Source organism: Bradyrhizobium sp. BTAi1, from assembly GCF_000015165.1.
In the GTDB taxonomy this organism is placed as follows: Bacteria; Pseudomonadota; Alphaproteobacteria; order Rhizobiales; family Xanthobacteraceae; genus Bradyrhizobium; species Bradyrhizobium denitrificans.
In genome coordinates, this window is the sequence record NC_009485.1 from 6,024,351 (window position 1) to 6,040,271 (window position 15,921).

At 61.8% G+C, this 15,921-nt stretch carries 18 protein-coding genes; all 18 read right to left on the reverse strand.

Features of this window, described 5'->3' with window-relative positions; all coding sequences use genetic code 11:
• Window positions 1–98: 98 nt before the first annotated feature.
• Window positions 99–965, reverse strand: coding sequence for a hypothetical protein (locus BBTA_RS26985; protein WP_148221512.1), 867 nt, complete (start codon window positions 963–965; stop codon window positions 99–101).
• A 199-nt stretch (window positions 966–1,164) separates the two neighbouring features.
• Window positions 1,165–1,626 (reverse strand): hypothetical protein, encoded by a 462-nt coding sequence (locus tag BBTA_RS26990; protein ID WP_244424141.1) that lies wholly within the window; start codon window positions 1,624–1,626, stop codon window positions 1,165–1,167.
• A complete protein-coding gene (locus BBTA_RS26995; RefSeq protein WP_012045682.1) occupies window positions 1,574–1,888 on the reverse strand; it encodes a hypothetical protein in 315 nt (104 codons plus the stop codon). Before BBTA_RS26995 ends, BBTA_RS26990 begins: the two co-directional genes overlap by 53 nt.
• Window positions 1,885–3,357: a hypothetical protein gene (locus BBTA_RS27000; protein WP_012045683.1), complete on the reverse strand. Its 1,473-nt coding sequence runs from the start codon at window positions 3,355–3,357 to the stop codon at window positions 1,885–1,887. Before BBTA_RS27000 ends, BBTA_RS26995 begins: the two co-directional genes overlap by 4 nt.
• 131 nt (window positions 3,358–3,488) lie before the next feature.
• Window positions 3,489–4,100 (reverse strand): hypothetical protein, encoded by a 612-nt coding sequence (locus BBTA_RS40295; protein ID WP_148221513.1) that lies wholly within the window; start codon window positions 4,098–4,100, stop codon window positions 3,489–3,491.
• On the reverse strand, window positions 4,100–5,110 hold the full coding sequence (locus BBTA_RS27005; protein ID WP_012045685.1) for a hypothetical protein: 1,011 nt from the start codon (window positions 5,108–5,110) through the stop codon (window positions 4,100–4,102). Before BBTA_RS27005 ends, BBTA_RS40295 begins: the two co-directional genes overlap by 1 nt.
• 1 nt (window position 5,111) lies before the next feature.
• Window positions 5,112–5,543: a hypothetical protein gene (locus BBTA_RS27010; protein ID WP_012045686.1), complete on the reverse strand. Its 432-nt coding sequence runs from the start codon at window positions 5,541–5,543 to the stop codon at window positions 5,112–5,114.
• 22 nt (window positions 5,544–5,565) lie between these two features.
• Window positions 5,566–6,219: a hypothetical protein gene (locus tag BBTA_RS27015; RefSeq protein ID WP_012045687.1), complete on the reverse strand. Its 654-nt coding sequence runs from the start codon at window positions 6,217–6,219 to the stop codon at window positions 5,566–5,568.
• Complete coding sequence (locus BBTA_RS27020; RefSeq protein WP_148221514.1) at window positions 6,210–6,545, reverse strand: hypothetical protein; 336 nt, start codon at window positions 6,543–6,545, stop codon at window positions 6,210–6,212. Before BBTA_RS27020 ends, BBTA_RS27015 begins: the two co-directional genes overlap by 10 nt.
• On the reverse strand, window positions 6,545–6,856 hold the full coding sequence (locus BBTA_RS27025; protein ID WP_012045689.1) for a hypothetical protein: 312 nt from the start codon (window positions 6,854–6,856) through the stop codon (window positions 6,545–6,547). The genes BBTA_RS27020 and BBTA_RS27025 overlap by 1 nt, the downstream gene beginning before the upstream one ends.
• Before the next feature lies 1 nt (window position 6,857).
• Window positions 6,858–7,220, reverse strand: a complete 363-nt coding sequence (locus tag BBTA_RS27030; protein ID WP_012045690.1) for a hypothetical protein — start codon at window positions 7,218–7,220, stop codon at window positions 6,858–6,860.
• Window positions 7,221–7,286: 66 nt separating this feature from the next.
• Entirely contained in the window at window positions 7,287–8,249 is a 963-nt protein-coding gene (locus tag BBTA_RS27035) for a DUF5309 domain-containing protein (RefSeq protein WP_012045691.1), read from the reverse strand.
• A 757-nt stretch (window positions 8,250–9,006) separates the two neighbouring features.
• A complete protein-coding gene (locus BBTA_RS27040; RefSeq protein ID WP_012045692.1) occupies window positions 9,007–9,837 on the reverse strand; it encodes a hypothetical protein in 831 nt (276 codons plus the stop codon).
• A gap of 576 nt (window positions 9,838–10,413) precedes the next feature.
• Entirely contained in the window at window positions 10,414–11,055 is a 642-nt protein-coding gene (locus tag BBTA_RS27045; RefSeq protein ID WP_201767739.1) for a hypothetical protein, read from the reverse strand.
• A 501-nt stretch (window positions 11,056–11,556) separates the two neighbouring features.
• Entirely contained in the window at window positions 11,557–12,543 is a 987-nt protein-coding gene (locus tag BBTA_RS39145) for a M23 family metallopeptidase (protein WP_012045694.1), read from the reverse strand.
• Window positions 12,544–12,552: 9 nt separating this feature from the next.
• Entirely contained in the window at window positions 12,553–13,662 is a 1,110-nt protein-coding gene (locus BBTA_RS27050; protein WP_012045695.1) for a hypothetical protein, read from the reverse strand.
• Between the two features lie 211 nt (window positions 13,663–13,873).
• Complete coding sequence (locus BBTA_RS27055; protein ID WP_012045696.1) at window positions 13,874–14,176, reverse strand: hypothetical protein; 303 nt, start codon at window positions 14,174–14,176, stop codon at window positions 13,874–13,876.
• Entirely contained in the window at window positions 14,169–15,839 is a 1,671-nt protein-coding gene (locus BBTA_RS27060; RefSeq protein ID WP_041751632.1) for a hypothetical protein, read from the reverse strand. The genes BBTA_RS27055 and BBTA_RS27060 overlap by 8 nt, the downstream gene beginning before the upstream one ends.
• Window positions 15,840–15,921: the final 82 nt, after the last annotated feature.

The window sequence follows — 15,921 nt, forward strand, 5'->3', positions numbered from 1 at the left end:
CCCCTAGATAAAAAAACGGCGCGCTACGTCAGCGCGCCGTCAACCCTCGAAGTTCTTTCGGGTACCAGAATAGCTCGACTCACATGTCGAAAAGAGCCTCATGGATCGTAGATAATCCGAACACCGAGCTGCAATCGCCTGGCAAGAGCCTCAACTTCCTCCTGGCTCTCGGGATAATGTTCGTACACGATCTTCGTCTTGACCGAACTCTGGTGAAAGCGAGGATGCCATGTCCACATCACGGGCGCTATTTCGTTCGCCCTTGGCCAATCGACCTTTTTTAGAGCTCTTCTGATAAATGTGCTCTCCGGCGGTTCCTCAAAATTACGGTTGACGCGCCGTGCGCTCATGAACTTCTGTCTCATTTCACCGATTGGACCAGGCGCCTGAAAAAACTGGTCCTCCCCCTCGGAGATACAGTGTCCGATATCAAAGCGCGGCAAACCCTCGTCGCGTGCTTTCCGAAAACCTACGCAGAATCCGTCTATCACCGGAGGTCGCCATGCAACCAACCCATCTTTCAATATGATGGTCATCCCGGAGGCAACCACGAAATAACTAGCACACTCAAGCACGCAGTAGCTATGAACGACGACTGTCGCATTGCGATCACGCAAGCGATCAGCAAGCTTCATCATTGCAACGTCGTCACCACCATGACTGCGGACAACAAATAATCCGCCGGCCTGCAGTTCGTTGACGAGCGACAGATCCTGATCGGCATCAAGACGGCCTTCAAAGCAAAGAGTCCGCCGATCCGGCGAAAGAGCCAGCGGACGCGCGACTTCGCCAGCGCAGTATTCTGCAGCGGCGCGATAAGGGCCGAAGTCAATCTCCTCGGCATGAGTCGCGTCCATCCTCATCGTGAGTGTCAGCGCCAGGAGAGCGGCTTTTGCTCCCGATCGCACAAAGCCTGCTAAGAGTCTTGCTGTTTCGGTGCGATCTGCACTTGTCTGATAAGACATGCGTTTACCCAGCAACTACGCAATTAGCGGAGATAATGTCGCCTGAGCGCAGGAGAACATAACAAGAACGACCTGTCAAGCGCAACGTTCGCCTTTGCGCGTGCCGCCAACCGGCGGCCGAGCTAATTCATCCCGTGGTAGGATCGCCTTGTCTGATAAAACGATCAAAGCACTCTATAGAGATCATCAAAGCCGATTGTCACCTCAACTCCTTTTGGATAATCACATGCGTCTGCCGATAGCCGTTGAGCGCGCGCAGCCAGCCCCTACGGCCGTAGACGCGCATGCCGCGACAGCCCTCTGCCTTCGCGTAGGTTTCGATGCCGGAGATGAGCGGCAGCCAACGTGCCATGGTCTGGCCTTCGCAAGCCGTAATGATGCACACCATGCCTGTCTCGGTCAGCTCCAGCCTGGTCGCCGCGACGGCATCGATCGTGGCCGCACCGGATGCGCCATTCAGTGCAAGCCATAGCAGCGCCCGTCCCGCGAGCACGTCTCGCTCGATATCTGCGAAGGCGGACAGGCCAGTGCGGCGGATCGCCCGCCGCAAGCGCGGCGCGACGATTGGCCAGATTGTCCTGACGTGCTCGGGATCGACGCAGGCGAGTTCAACCGAGCAGGGCATAGAGAAACGTCCGCGTCGCCGCAGCGCTGCCGGCATGTGCGAGCGTGAACGAGCCATTGCTGACCGCGCTCACATAGATCGTACCGTTGCCGAGTTCGGCCGCCGCCGCGGCCGTGGTTGCCGTCAGGATCGGCGTTGACCCTGCCGAGCAGTTTCTGTCGGCCACCACCGTCGTCGACGTGCCCGTCGCCAGCGTCACGCTGCCGACCGCGTTGGATCGTCCGGCGGCGAGCTGCTGCAGCGCCAGGATGATCTTCTTGAGATCGGTCTCCGCGATCCCCGGAACATAGGCCGTCATAGCGTGCCACTCACGGTCAGGTCCGGCACCACGCCGGCACAGAAGGTCCACGACGCCGCAGCCGGAATGCGGATCTTGAAGCGCGCATAGCGGGTATCCCTGCGGACGTCACACCGGCCGGTGCGGGCATTCACGGCGACCTCCGCCCCGAGAGCCGCTGCCGCCGAGGGCGTTTCACGGGACGACACCGATCCAAGCAGCGTCGTGGCATCGGTGACCGGCCGAAAGCCCCGGATCATGATCCGGTTGTCATCGGTGCCCTGCTCCGCGCTTTCGATCGTCGCCTCGAGATTGCTGCCGCGGAAGAAGCCCAGCACGTGGCTCGACGAGAACTGCGCGATCTCGGGCTGAACCGCGGTCGCATAGGCATCGAGACTCAAGGTCATGGCGTCGATCGACGACGAGATGCTGTCGAGATTCTCCAATGTCAGACCGGTCTGCGACATGCCGAGCAGATACTCGCCGGTCATCGCGACCGAAAAGAACCGGTCGAGCAGAAAATCGTAACCGAGCAGCTTGTCATAGCTTCCGGTCGTGCCGGACACGGATTTGTAGGACCAGAACACCCGCGTGGAACGCGGGTCCGCCGCGCCGATCATCAATTGCAGATTGCCCTTGTCGAGATCGGCGAGGAAGGTGCGATCGACCTTCTCGCGCCCGATCGGCTGCGGGACACCGCCAGGCTCGATCTTGTGAAAGCCTTGGCCCGCGTAGAAGAAGATGCGCTCGCCGGCTCGAATGATGGAATAGGGCGCGTAGAGACCCTTGTCCTGGGTGATACGGTCGATCTGGAAGATGACCGGGGATCCCGGCACATAGGACATTCGCCGAATGGCCTGATCCTGGAAGATGATCCCCGCCTCTCCTCCGGCCACGCCGCGAACGATGCCGCCATCGGGAAAGTCCTGGAAATCCGAGCCAGCCGTCAGGCCATCCCATGAGGTCGCCGAATTGAAATTGTTGAGGCCTGACCACCGGATTCGGTACGGCGTCGAGAGCAGCCCGGACAGGACCAGGAAACGGCCGACCACGCTGATATAGGCAGCCTGCGGCGGCGCCCCCAGCGCGTTATCGAACGCCGTCGATGAAGTCAGATCGAACACCTGCAACACCGCGTTCGCCTGCGTCGCGAAGACGAGGTTTCCGGTTTGCGCGAATTGCCATTGCGCGGACGCCGACAGCTGTGAATAGCTGGCGCCGCCTTTGGAGACGTCGAGCCAGGTGAAGTCGGTATTGTTGAGACGGTACAGCTTGGTCGCGGTGCCTGCGAAGGTCACGACGGTTCCATCCGACTTCAGCGCGTAAAATGCACCGCGACAGGGCGCGGGTAGCGCGGCGGTGTAGGCTGAGAACGACGAAAACGGGCCGTATCCATCGCCGCGAGGCACGACGTTCTGGATGTTCCGCGTCGCCTGGCCTTCGTAGTCGCTGACATCGGGCCGGTATTCGCCAAAGGCAAGAAGAGGCATGTCACCTCCGGACATGGGTTGCCGCCGGCACAGCTGCGCCGCGGCCGTGAAAGCCGATAAATCGTACCGAGACCGGCGACGCTCGAAGATCGCGCACGTCGCCAGAACTGATCATCGCCAGCGCGAGGACGTCAGATGCTCTTCCAGGGCGGCAAGGGGCTCGATGTTGGATCCCATCGCGACGATGGGGCTGCTCCATCCAGCCAGGACGGGATTGCCGCCGGCGCCGGAAGCCAGGATTGAGTCGCGGATGCGCTGCCCTGCCATTCACCTGCGACCGCGGCCAAAGGGTACCAGGACTCGAATCCGCGACCATACGCGACGTCGTATCCGCCAAGCTGGAATGCCGCGCTCTGCCCAGCGAGGGCACCGACGAACACCGCAGGCGGTGCGCCGACATCGTAGGATCTGCCCGCAGCGACCATATTGCCGAGGCTCGCTGCGGAGACTCCTGCAACACTGTATTCGCCGCGAGACGCGGCTGCCCCAAACGAATAGCGGGCTGAAAGACCCGATGTCAGCCAGCCCGCCTGCAAAGCAGGAAGAGTGATGCCTGTGCTCACCGCGAGGCCGGCGCAATTGACATTGGCCACCGGCACGGAAAGGACAAGCTGGAAGCTGGCAGCACGACCTGAGAGCGCGATAGCTGACGTCGTCGCTGCGAACAGCGTATTCACCCCCGCGCTTCGCGGAAGCTGCCCGGTCGCGAGACGGCCTATGGCATCAAAACCGAGAAGCGACATCAATAGAACTCGTCGATGATAATGACGCCCGATCCACCACTGCTACCAGTCGTACCGCCGCTGCCCGCGGTGCCGGCAGTTCCACCGGCACCGACAGCAAAGGCATAGGACGCCGCAGGCGATGCGATCAGCTTCTCGCAATAGCCGCCAGAGGCGCCGCCGCCGCCGCTATAGCCTGCTGCGGCCGCCGGGCCGCCCGCGCCGCCGCCCCCCGCTCCGAAGGACGTGGCGCTCAGACCGCCTGCATTGGGCCAGCCGCCGGGCGTTCCGCCGCCGAATGCGGAGCCGGCCCCCGCTCCACCAATCAAGGCCGCCTGCGGCCCCGATCCTGCACCAGAGCTGGCCGCACCATAGCTGCCAGTCTGGTTGACATCACCGCCACTCGCGACACCTCCGTTCGAGGTAGCACCACCCGAGCCGGAACCTCCAGCGCCGCCATTTGCCGCGAGGAAGGACGTCCCGAAAGTGGTATTGCCGCCGGCTCCGCCAGCGCCCGCATTGGCGCTGGTGTTTGCACTGCCGCCGCCGCCGCCTCCTCCCCCGACCATGCGCACCAGCAGCGTTTTGCACCCCGCCGGTGTCGTGTAGGTTCCGGATCCGGAGCTGATCACGCTGCGGGTTCGAGCGATGGATGCCGCATTGAGATTGGCGCGTGCCTGGGCCTGTTGGGAGGCCGTAAATCCATTGGCTTCCTCGATCGAAACCAGATCTTCCTTGAGCGCGACGATGGCGACCTGCGGTGGGGCAGCGAAATTGATCTTTGCCGTCGTTCCGGCAGACGTGAACAGAATCGTCGTCCGCGCCAGAGTGCCGGTCGACGATGTGTAAACACCCTCACCGACCTCCCATTGCGTCAGGTCTGCGCTTTCGGCGCGATATTTGTAGAGCCGACCATTGACAGCGCCCGCCGCTGCGGGGCCCTGATAGCCCTGCACGGCCGCGGCATAGGTCCAATCCGTCGTGCCGCCGGCGGTCGGCAGGAACCTGCAGATGTCGAGAAATGCTGCCATGTCAAGTGATCGTCAGAATGCCATTGACCTGGTCGAGATCGACCGTGAACGTATTGCCATTCGTCAACGTGACGGATGTGCCGTAATCCCACCAGCCGATCAGCGGCTTGGTCGCCGACGTCGCGTTGTAGAGTACGGCATATTGAAACGGCCCGATCGAGCCGCCCGCCGCAGTCCACGACGGATCGCTGCCGCCGATGAAACGGAACGTGCCCGCAGCCTGTCCGCCGGTGATCGTTCCGATCGAGACGCCTCCCGCCGTATAGCCGTTGGCGGTCGCGAGATCGGGCGGCGTGTTGTAGACCGTGTTGGTCACTGTCGGCGCCGTATTTGTCAGATAGATCCTGTAGACGTGCGCCGTCCCCGTCAGCATGTCATGCAATGCGTGCGCGACATCCTGGACGAAGCAGTTGAACTTGTTGAATGCGGCCATGTGATTCCTCGGTTGAAAGACGTCAGACGACCTGACCTGAGGGCCGGATGGTCATCGGTCCGGCGTTGAAGGTCGAGGACAGACCCAGCGTGTTGAGGTCGGCAAGCGCAGTGCTGAAGCCGAGGCCCCAGGTCTGAATGCGTCCGTCCTCCTTGAGATAGGGCGCCGACTCCAGCAGAGCGCCGTAGAGATAGAGATCCGGCGCCAGCATCAGCAGCCAGTTCGAGTCGTTCGAGGCCAAGGGCGGAATGGTCCGCCGGTAGACCATCTCGATCGTGTAGGCCGCGTCCGGCCTCGGCGCGAGTTCGATCTGATCACCGAACAGCGAGAAGTAGCGCGGCTGGCCTGCTACATTGCAGATACGGGAGCGATATTCGTCGAGCTGGACGCCCGACTTGAACTCCAGCGGCGGCTGGCCGCGAACGCTGGTCAACCGGATTCGTCGCATCGACTGGAAGTCGGACGGCAGCGCGATGAAATTCGGCTCCGCGGAGCCGAGATCGACGACGGCGATGGCCCGCCGCTCCATCTGCCGCACGAACAGCTGACGGTTGAGCTTGGCCTCGGCGAGTTGGATGAAGCTCGGGATTCGCGACACCAGCGTGGTGTCCTGGTCGCGGGCCAGGTATTCCGAGACTGCGGACTGCAGAGACGAATAGTTCGAGATCAAGGGCATGACGGTCTCGACCTCCATCCGCTATGCAGACCGGCCTTGTCCGTGCGCAGATAGGCCCAATCCGGATCCGCGAGCTTCTTCTGCACGATGGCATCGAACTCCGGCGTGAACAGGCGCAGCCGCGTGTTACCCCGGGCATACTCCTCGTTCAGCCATTTGACGTAGATGACGTTCGGAATGCGCGCGACGAGCCGTCCCCAATCGCTATGCTGCTCGTCACGGCGCGCATCACGATTCCAATCCAGGATCGGCGCGACATCCTGCACATGCTCGATCACCAGGCGCGTGCCATCTGGATCCAGATGCGGGCGAATGGTCACTCCCATCACGACAGCTCCGTGACCCACAATGTGCCGGCGGTCGCGGTGACCAGGCCGTTGCTGGCAGCCTTGATCGCCGCAATGTTCTGCCCCGGCGTGACGGTCACGTATTCGACCGTGTTCGCTGGAAGAAACACATCCGTCGTGGTGGCGGTCTGCACGCCGTCACCAATCCGGTAGCAGCATGCGGAGCTGGCTGCGAGCCTGAGCTGAAACGTGCCCGGCCCGAACTTATTTGTCGCACCGACGCTGCCGTCATAGGCGATGGTCTGCGTGGCGCCGACCCGGGACGATGGCTGTTTCGGAAAGAACGACATCTCAGGCTCCCTTCACCGTGATCGAGAAATGCATCGGCACCGATGCCCCCGATGCGCCGGATGGCGTCAGCACGATGACGTCGTCTTCATTGAGATAGGTCGGCGAAGCCGGAACGACCGAGAACAGCTGCCCTGCGGCGGAGGCCGACTGCGGGACGGCGAAGCTTGCGACGTTAGCGCCGTTCACCGCCACGGTGATGGTTCCGTCCGCGGTCGTGATGGCGCCGCCGAGGATGCCTGCGACCTTGAGCAGACGGCTCCGGAAGGGGGTGCGAGCATAGGCCGCGACGGGGCTGGCGCCACAGGATGGCGTATAGGCCGTGAGATCAGCTGTATTCAGGGGGCGGTTGCCGGGAAGCGGCATGAATGATCCTCCAAAAAATGAAGGCGGCCCGAAGGCCGCCTGAGCTCAGGATGATGATGGGACCAACTAAGCAACGGTGTTGTCGAAGATGCCACCGCTGGCCTTCTCGTTGCGCGCGACCAGGGCATATTCGGCAAGGATCTGCCGCCGGTCGGAATCCCCGGTCTTGGCCAGCGGGATGGAGATCATGTTGCGACCGTTGAGATAGGCCACGGCCCATTTGTCCATCTCCAGCACGAGCACGTCGCGCGCGCGCTGGAAGCGGCTGGCGACCACCTTGAGCTTGCCGAAATCGGACTCATAGGCATCGACGGAGGCCACGATCTTCTTCGACTTGGCCTCCTCGATCGCGGTCGAGCGACCGGTGAAGGTCGAGAACACCTGCTTGTTGAAGGCGCCGGTCAGGATCGTGCCCGGCTTGCCGCCGTTGATCCAGATGGACGACAGCACCGTCTTCAGCCGCGCCTCGGTGAAGGCGATCTGGGTGCCGTCGGTGCGCGTGCCCGTGCCGTCGGCGGCGGTGGGATCGGCAGCGCCGCCGGCCGTGCCCTTCGACGTGTTCGAGACGATCCAGGACAGGATGGACGCGGTCTTGCGCGGCGTCGTCGTGTTGCCGACCACCTTGGCTTGGTTGGTGCCGCAAAGGATGGTCTCAAGATCGCGCTTGAGCTCGAGGCCCTTGAGCATCTCCTGATAGGCGAGCTCGTTGTCGCGACCGGCATGGTCAACCGCCTGCTGGGTGCCGGAGACACGCGCGACCTTGTAGGAGATCTGGCACTGATTGCCGAGGCGAACGGTCGGCGTGGTCACGTTGGTGTTGGGGTCGTCGCCTTCGAGCTGGGCATTGGTGCCGTCGGCCGGCGCCAGCGCCTGGGTTTGCCATTCGTGATTGACGGCCGTCGCCTTCTCCTTGTCGACGCCGCTCATGAACGGCGTGTCGACCGGATCGATGCGGTAGATCATGTCGCTGAGGTCTTCACGGTTGCCGACCGCCTGGTAGGTAACGAAGGTGGACGTGGGTGTAGTCATCGGTGATCCTTGATGGTGGTTGCGCAGCGCACGGCAAACGCCGCGATCGCGCCGTCCGCATGCGGACGTCACGCGCGCGTACGCGCCGACACGCGGCTTGCGCAGATCTGGAGATGGTCTGAGGCGTTCAGGTCCCGCCGGCACAATGGCGCGAGAGATCTCTCCCGGTTCGGCTCCCACGAGACGTCGATGCCGTGGCGCCCGCGGCAGGCGGGGTCGGCAGAACCAGCTATCGAGAACCTCACCTTGTTGAGACGGTGACGTTCAACAGCACGGCATTTGGCGGTGAGCCGGACGACGTCACGGCTCACGAAAATGCCCGCGGCGGGTTATTCCGGCGCGGGCTCATTTAAGTCTTGCGATCTTGCCCTTATGAAGGTGATTTGCCCGACGTGTCAATGGGTGATTGTTTGAATGCGAATCGGACCGCAAGACCCTGCCGATGCGTCCGACTTTGATCATAGTTCCAAGGCTCGGCGGACCAGCCTGAACGTATAGCCGAAGAACACTACGATCAAGATCGAGATGACGGGAGCCACGATGGAAGTCCTGAGTTGTCGTCATTCATGAATTGCCGGATCGCCGTCCCAGCTGATTGATGCTGGGACCATTCTCGTCGGCTGTCCAACCACGAACCGACGGAATCTTCTTTAGTATCTCAAATGGATTTTTCACGTCATCGCTCCACGAATGGCTCTCCGCAGGCTTGTCACCGCGCATTCTTTCTGGTCGTGACTGTTCTGTTGATATTGATTTCTCATGGATCATGGATCACCGTGCCGAGACGATGACGCGCGGCGAGCGCGTCGACTTCCTCCTGATGGCCGGGATAGGCTTCATAGATGATCTTCGTCTTCAAGAAGACGTGGTATCTTGGATTGAGCATCCACGCGACCCTCCGATAGGTTCCAAACTGATCATAAAGGTTCTTGACCGTCCGCCTCGTGTAAGGACTGTCCGGCGGCCCCTCGAACTCGGGTTTGGCCGCTCTGTCTGCGTAGAACGCTCGCTCGGCGCGAATGGCCGTTTTGGTCTTCTGTTCCTGCTCCGGGGAAGATTCCGGACATGATATCCGCCGCAGTCTCTTGCCGCGCCGATCGTCGGCGTCGCCGACCGATACACACTCCGTCTGCGGGTCATCCACAACGCGCCAGGCAACGATGGATTCACCGGTCACATAGGCCTGATCCGACGCGATCAGGAGAAAGCCTGCGCAGGCAGACATGCAATAGTCGTAGACAATGACGGTCGCATGGCGATCTCGCAGCAACCACGACATGGTCATCGCCGTCGCAGCGTGTCCTCCGAAACTCCTGACGACGAATAGACCACCATCTTGGAGATCGTGGATGGCAGAAAGATCCATGCCGCTATCGATCCAGCCGTCAAAACAGACGATCCGCCGGTCGGGGCCGGACGCAATCGGGCGCTGCAACGGCCCCCGGCAATACTCCACCGCGAGATGGTAGAGGCTCCAATCAGCCTCATCGATCTGTGCCCGGGACTTGTCCGGAATGGCAATGATCAGAACCATCGCCAAAGCAAGCGACCAGCGGGCAGGCACGAGAATCCAAGACCAGGATTGCATCCGCAATAGCCCCAACTTCACCTTGGGGAGAATTGATCGCCGGATCCGGAAGCCATGAGCTTGGCCAGCAGATCCAATAGACCGCCGCTTCCGGTCTGGTCCCCAGGCCCCGGCGCCTGCGGCGAAGAGCCGAGGCCGAACAGAACGGCTGGTCCCATAGGTCGCGAGGCCAGCGCGCCCGGCCCGCGTCCGCCGGCGCCGTTTGCCACCGACGCATGACCAAGCGCAGCAAGGGGCGGCAGCTGAGCCGATGATGAAGCAGGTCCGGCCCGTCGATCCGAGACTGCTCCCGGCAGCGACGACTGCGGACCCGGCAAGAGCGGCCTCTGATTCCGATAGTTCGGCTTCCACGGGGAATTCTCGGGATTGTCGCGAGCCGGGTCGTCACCAGGAAGATAGAGAGGCGCCCGGTTTCGCGCGAGATCTTCAACACTTGGTACGGTCCACTGCTGGCGATATCCTCGAAGCTTGCCTGCAAAGTTGGGATTGGGTACAGAATGCACTGGCGCTCTGTCTCTCATGTGGTCACTCCTGAAAATGCTCTGGCTTTGATGACAAATCCGACGAGCTTGCCGATCATGGATCATAGATCACGTCACGCGCGCCGAAGTGGTTGGCCAACGCGGTTGCTTCCTCCTGCGACTGCGGGTAGGCCTCGTAGATGATCTCGGCCTTGAAAAGGCGCTTGAGCGAGGTTGGACTCAGCATCCATCCGATGCCTGGAAATCGTCCTGTCTGATCGTAGAGGCGCTTCAAGCGCTTTCGGACATATTCGCTGTCGGGCAGCGGCTGGAAATGATCTTGGTCGACGACCCTGTCCTGATAGAAACGCCCGAACCCCGGATAATCGCTGGCAAAGGCGAGACGCCATTCATTGCCTTTCGGACACTCCGCCCGCCAAAGCTTGGGGACGCTGGAATCGCGCGGCGCGCGGAACGTGACCTGGCAATCTTCCAAACTATGCTGCCAGAGCACGATCGTATTCTTCACGACATAGGTTTGCGCCGACGCCACGACGTAATAGGACGAACAATGGTGGACGCAGACGTCGAACACCACGACGGTGGCGTTGCGGTCGCGCAAAAGGTCGGAGACACGCATCGCCGTCTCGGCCTTGCCGCCATTGCCGCGCACGACGAAGAGGCCGTTCTGCGCGATCTGGCTGACCACGGACACGTCGACATCGACGCCGGTCTGCTCGCTGAAGCAGACGATCATCCGGTCAGTGCTGATCGCCGTGGGGCGCGGAACGTCGCCACGACAGTAATCGACCGCGCGATGATAGGCCTCGGGATCCGGTTGCTTTTGATCGGCTGCGAGACCATCGGAGCCCAGAAGAAGGACAAGGGTAGCCCATAAGGGCGTGCTGAAAATAAATCTCCAGCCTCTCGCGTTTCTCGTCACCGCCCTATTCGTCATCGCACAGTTGCTCCCAGCATATCACGAATTCTATCGCGGCAGCGAAACTACGGCTGGACACGCGGCTTCGAAGCGATCCAACTCGTCGTGCGCGGCTTGGCATCCATGCCCCGTACTCGACCAGTCGTCGTGTTTCGAGGCGCGCTTCACGGATAGCAGGAGCAAGCCAAGGCTTAGGACGAGCGGCAGTCCCGAGGGCGCCGGACGCTCGCCGGATCTCCGTCGATTCCTGCAACTGGCGCGCATCAGCCATCGATACGGACTCTTCCGACTTGGGGCCCTCAGCAGCCGCCTCTTGCTTCAGGACTGAGCGACGCGGCTTATCAGCCGCCTGACCGGATACGCTTGATCAGCTATTTGCTTCGATGCTCGCTCGACCGGATCGCCGGGTCTTGAGAAAATTCCGAGCATCCCCAGCGGACTCATGTTCTCTGCTCCGGAACGCGATGTAGGCACGATTCGCGAGCCTGCGACTTGCGGGGAAGCCGGCGAATTGCCTGAGCTATCCAATGAGGCAGGCGCCATCTGAATGCCGAAATCAAACGGCCCCATCGCATCACTTCTTCGCGGATGTCTCACGCCTGGTGACGGCCAGGATGGTGGTACGACAGGCTGCGGCCCACCAGGGCCGCCGATCGACGTGGGCCCTTCTGCGCCAGGAATTGGCATACCCGGTCGCAATGAGAGCTCCGGCTGAACCACAGACGGCGAGATGATCATCTTGCTGGTGCCGGGCAGCGATTGACGAGGATCGTTGCTTGGCTCCAACTGCGCAGGCGACCGGCCTGGCAGTTCGTAGGGAAACGACGGATGATTGATGTCAAACGTATCCGGATCGGCTCTGTGTTCGATCTGGCTTGAATAAAGTCCGAGACCACCTGTCTCGTTGAGCCGGACATTTCCGGAAATGATCTCTCGGTGAAGGTGTGGACCAGTGGAAAGTCCGCTCATCGACTGCACATACTTCTGGCTTCCGATGACAGCACCGGGGATCGGCCTCCCCGCGACGACATCGGTACCTGGGATCGGCAAGTCTCCTGGACCCAAATGGCCATATAGGGCGTAGAACGTCGTTCCGTCGGGCGCTACCGACTTAACGATGACCGAACGACCGTAACCAGCGATCGTGCCGCTTCTGAATATCTTGCCTGTATATTCGGAATACACGGGTGTGCCCGCGGCGGCAGGGTTATCGGATCCCCCGTGATACCCACCTACGGTACCGGGACGCTTGGTCAACCAATCGTCGCCTCTTGGTCCATACCCTGGATAATTGTATCGTGGCATTGTCGCCTCTCATCGGCTGCATTCCGGGACCTGGACGGCCAGAAGATGTGTATTTCCCGACACCTCGCCTCCCGACCACGTTCCCTGGAGCAGCAGGTAGCAGCCGTCTTTGCTGAAGGAGACGTTATCGTTAGACACTTCGAATTCAGGATAGGGCAGCGAGAACGTCCGCACGCCGGTGCGGTCGATGCGGGCTATTCCGAGCGTCGTGCGCCAGCGCCGATGATCGAGCAGCGGAAATGCGCAGATGCCGTAATCACCGTTGATCAGGAACGGCACGTTGTATCTCCGAAACAACTTTCGGACTCCGATTTGAGCCAACCAGTCCTGCGCGCCCGAACCGTCCCCCAGCGCCACGTAGCGCGACGTTTCGACACCGACCAGAGACGCGACTTCGCGGTCGCCACAGCGCACGATCTCGGTCGAGCTGAAGTCCTTGGGCAACCTGATTTCTCCCCCGTCCTTGATCCAGCCGTCATGGGCTGGGACAAACCTCTGGATGACTCTCGCATCGTCGACATAAACATGCCGCTCCATGAAAAAGACGTTGTGCCGCTCGTGGGGAAAGACGGCGATATCCGCCATGAGATCCGGGCCACTGACCAGGACTGGCTTCTCCGGAAGCGTGATACGACGCCCATCTGGAGACAAGAAAGAGTACCGCCCCACCCTTGTGAACGAGTGAAATCGCGGTAGCCGATACGTCGCAAGTTGCGTGTCTCGCAACACGAAGAGCATCTGCTGAAAGAAATCGTAGGCAACGATCGTCCGCCCATCCTGCGAGCAGGACAGCGATCTCACATCGGCATTGCCCGAGACGGTCGCGAGAAGATGCTCTTCGCCGTTCAGGGAGCCTTTGAAGATCGAGGTCGTCTTTCGTTGCGCATCATACTGCATGTAGATGACGGCAGGTTCAGACTCGTAACAGAACTGCGGAATACCCGGGAGATTCGAGCTCCACAGCAGGCGGAGCCCGCTCTGTGCAGAAGTCGTCGCGAGAGCAAGATCGGGAATGCATCCGAGGCTCAAGATGCACGCGGTGCGGATCAAGCGCCACAGGAGTCCAACATGCTTGCCTGCCCCTGGGACCATCGGACTCTGGCGCAGACGTCTAGACATCCGAACCTATCCTCGCAATCAGTGCGGCATTCGCTTCCTGCGTCCGCCGTAGCTGCGGAGATCGAGCATCCTCACCCCTAGCCAAGCTGAACTTTGGGATCGAGATCATCAAACCAACTCCGCGCGACGATCGGCACAGGGGTCCTTCAATGCTGCGGAACGCTAGAACAAACACGGAACATGTCAATACATCTTTTGATTGTGTCGCGCGTTACGACAGCAGTCCGAACCGCTTCCGCCGCACCGCGGTGAGCGCGAGCTCCTTCAGCTCCGCCTGTGCCAGCTTGCCGTTGGCGAGGACGGCGCCGAGATGGTCGCGCACCTTGCCGACGATGTTGATGGCCAGAAACAGCTTCTCGCGGCCGGCGACGTCGTCGATCGACGTCTGCCGCCAAGCCGAGCTGTAACTCGCCTCGAGCGCATCGAACGCGCTTGCGAGCAGTTCGTCCTCGAGCAGCGCCTTGGCGCGGATGCCGCGCGCGGCGGCGTGTTGCAACATGCTTTCGTCAGTCATCGCGCCGCTCCGTCCTGTGATGGGCGTGGCCCCCGCTCCCGGCCCGAGCCGACGTCACGGCGAGATCGAGCGCCGTTTCCGCGATCTTCATCTCGTGAGCCGCCTGGGCCTGCTCACGCTGCTGCGCCTCTCCGAGCCCCTTGAGATGCGCATCGAGCAGCGCAATCTTGGCATCCAATCCCGCCTTGATCTTCGCCAGCTCGATCTCGGCCTGCATCTTCACCTGCTGGTGGATCAGGTCGTTATGGGCCTGCTGCTGCGCGAGCTGCGCCTTGTGCGCGGCGATCGCCTGCTCGGTCTGCACCCGCGCCTGCGCCGCGATCAGCTTCGGATCCGGCGGCGGCTGCGGCGGTGCCGGTGGCGGATGCAGCAGCCTGCCGCTCTGCGGATCCACCGCAGCCGGGTCATTGAAGAAACGCCCCGGATTCTTGTGCCCCATGATCCGCGTCAGCTCGGCGGCTGTATTGTACAGCTCGCGATCGCCGACCAGATTGACCTTTCCGGCCATCACCAGCTCCTTTTGCACATTGGCGATCGCCATGGTCTGGGCAAATTGCTGCGCCTTGCCGCCGGAGCCGAGGCCGACCTCGATCGTCATGTCGTCGCGCGTCTTCCAGTCTCGCGGATCGACCTGGACCCAGGCATTGCGCAACCGCACCGTCTGGCGTTGCTGGCCATGCTTGCGGATCGTGGCATGCAGCAGCCCGAACATGTCGCGGACGCCTTCGGCCATGATCCGCGCGATCAGCTTGATCCGCATCTGCGACGCCGAGAACACCTGCGCCACCGCCGTGGCGGACTGGTTCTGCAGCGCATTGGCGTCGATGCCCTGCGCCTGCTTCGACAGCCCCGACCGGCTCTCGAGCTCGGCATCGATATATTGCAGCATCGGATAGATCGAACTGGTGATGTCCGGCACCACCTGCCAGTTCAGGCCGCCCGCAGTCTTGGTGCGGACGACACCGCCCGGCCGTGAGACCAGGAGATCGTCGAGCGTGTTCGGGCCGGCATTGGCTTCGGCGACCTCGACGCGCGGGTTGTTGTGCAGATAGAGGTTGTCGAGCGCTCCGCGCTTCAAGGCCGTCTTCTCCCGCTGCAGCGGCATCACGAGATCGGCGATGGAACGGCCGAAGAAGCGGTGTGTCATCGGCACCGGCGTGGTGGCCGCGAAGGGAATCGCATCGAATGGCGTGATGCAGTCTTGACCATCCTTGCGCAGGATCTCGCCTTGGTCGCCGCCGGTGATGATCTGGTACAGGCACGGCCTGCCCTCGCCTTCATAGTCCATCCGCACATAGTGCTCGGTGATGCGAACGAGCCTGGTACCCGAATTGGCCGCGCTCGCCGACGCCCGCGACTGCTCGTCGACCGTATCGCGGGCCAGGGTCTCGACCCGCGTGGTCCCGGCATAGTCGCCGAGCGATCTGATCTGCGCCGCATCGAAGCCCTCGGCGATCAGCTGCGCCTCGGTCTTGGTGACGATCTCGTGAAAGCAGTAGTTGCAATCGCGGATCGAGCGCGCGCCGCGCTCGATGCCGAACTCCTCGGGCGGCACCCCCATCACCCGGGCCTGCGCGAATTTTCGCGTGGTGACGATGGTGACGTCGTGTGTGGTGAATGCCGGCGCCGGTTGCGACAGTGCCGACGGCATGGAGAGGGTCATCACAATGGTCTCGCTTGGAATGGCGAAGAGGACGAGCGGGGCAGAGCCGAAGCGCAATTAGATCCGTTTGGATCATAGTCGT

What these genes read in the sequence shown, in the direction of transcription:
- BBTA_RS27020 (WP_148221514.1), bottom strand. Translation starts at nt 6,545, where the DNA reads ATGGGAGTGACCATTCGCCCGCATCTGGATCCAGATGGCACGCGCCTG.
- BBTA_RS26995 (WP_012045682.1), bottom strand. Translation starts at nt 1,888, where the DNA reads ATGACGGCCTATGTTCCGGGGATCGCGGAGACCGATCTCAAGAAGATC.
- BBTA_RS27005 (WP_012045685.1), bottom strand. Translation starts at nt 5,110, where the DNA reads ATGGCAGCATTTCTCGACATCTGCAGGTTCCTGCCGACCGCCGGCGGC.
- BBTA_RS27045 (WP_201767739.1), bottom strand. Translation starts at nt 11,055, where the DNA reads ATGATCGTCTGCTTCAGCGAGCAGACCGGCGTCGATGTCGACGTGTCC.
- BBTA_RS26990 (WP_244424141.1), bottom strand. Translation starts at nt 1,626, where the DNA reads ATGCCGGCAGCGCTGCGGCGACGCGGACGTTTCTCTATGCCCTGCTCG.
- BBTA_RS26985 (WP_148221512.1), bottom strand. Translation starts at nt 965, where the DNA reads ATGTCTTATCAGACAAGTGCAGATCGCACCGAAACAGCAAGACTCTTA.
- BBTA_RS27050 (WP_012045695.1), bottom strand. Translation starts at nt 13,662, where the DNA reads ATGTCTAGACGTCTGCGCCAGAGTCCGATGGTCCCAGGGGCAGGCAAG.
- BBTA_RS27040 (WP_012045692.1), bottom strand. Translation starts at nt 9,837, where the DNA reads ATGCAATCCTGGTCTTGGATTCTCGTGCCTGCCCGCTGGTCGCTTGCT.
- BBTA_RS27000 (WP_012045683.1), bottom strand. Translation starts at nt 3,357, where the DNA reads ATGCCTCTTCTTGCCTTTGGCGAATACCGGCCCGATGTCAGCGACTAC.
- BBTA_RS27055 (WP_012045696.1), bottom strand. Translation starts at nt 14,176, where the DNA reads ATGACTGACGAAAGCATGTTGCAACACGCCGCCGCGCGCGGCATCCGC.
- BBTA_RS27025 (WP_012045689.1), bottom strand. Translation starts at nt 6,856, where the DNA reads ATGTCGTTCTTTCCGAAACAGCCATCGTCCCGGGTCGGCGCCACGCAG.
- BBTA_RS39145 (WP_012045694.1), bottom strand. Translation starts at nt 12,543, where the DNA reads ATGCCACGATACAATTATCCAGGGTATGGACCAAGAGGCGACGATTGG.
- BBTA_RS40295 (WP_148221513.1), bottom strand. Translation starts at nt 4,100, where the DNA reads ATGTCGCTTCTCGGTTTTGATGCCATAGGCCGTCTCGCGACCGGGCAG.
- BBTA_RS27030 (WP_012045690.1), bottom strand. Translation starts at nt 7,220, where the DNA reads ATGCCGCTTCCCGGCAACCGCCCCCTGAATACAGCTGATCTCACGGCC.
- BBTA_RS27015 (WP_012045687.1), bottom strand. Translation starts at nt 6,219, where the DNA reads ATGCCCTTGATCTCGAACTATTCGTCTCTGCAGTCCGCAGTCTCGGAA.
- BBTA_RS27035 (WP_012045691.1), bottom strand. Translation starts at nt 8,249, where the DNA reads ATGACTACACCCACGTCCACCTTCGTTACCTACCAGGCGGTCGGCAAC.
- BBTA_RS27010 (WP_012045686.1), bottom strand. Translation starts at nt 5,543, where the DNA reads ATGGCCGCATTCAACAAGTTCAACTGCTTCGTCCAGGATGTCGCGCAC.
- BBTA_RS27060 (WP_041751632.1), bottom strand. Translation starts at nt 15,839, where the DNA reads ATGACCCTCTCCATGCCGTCGGCACTGTCGCAACCGGCGCCGGCATTC.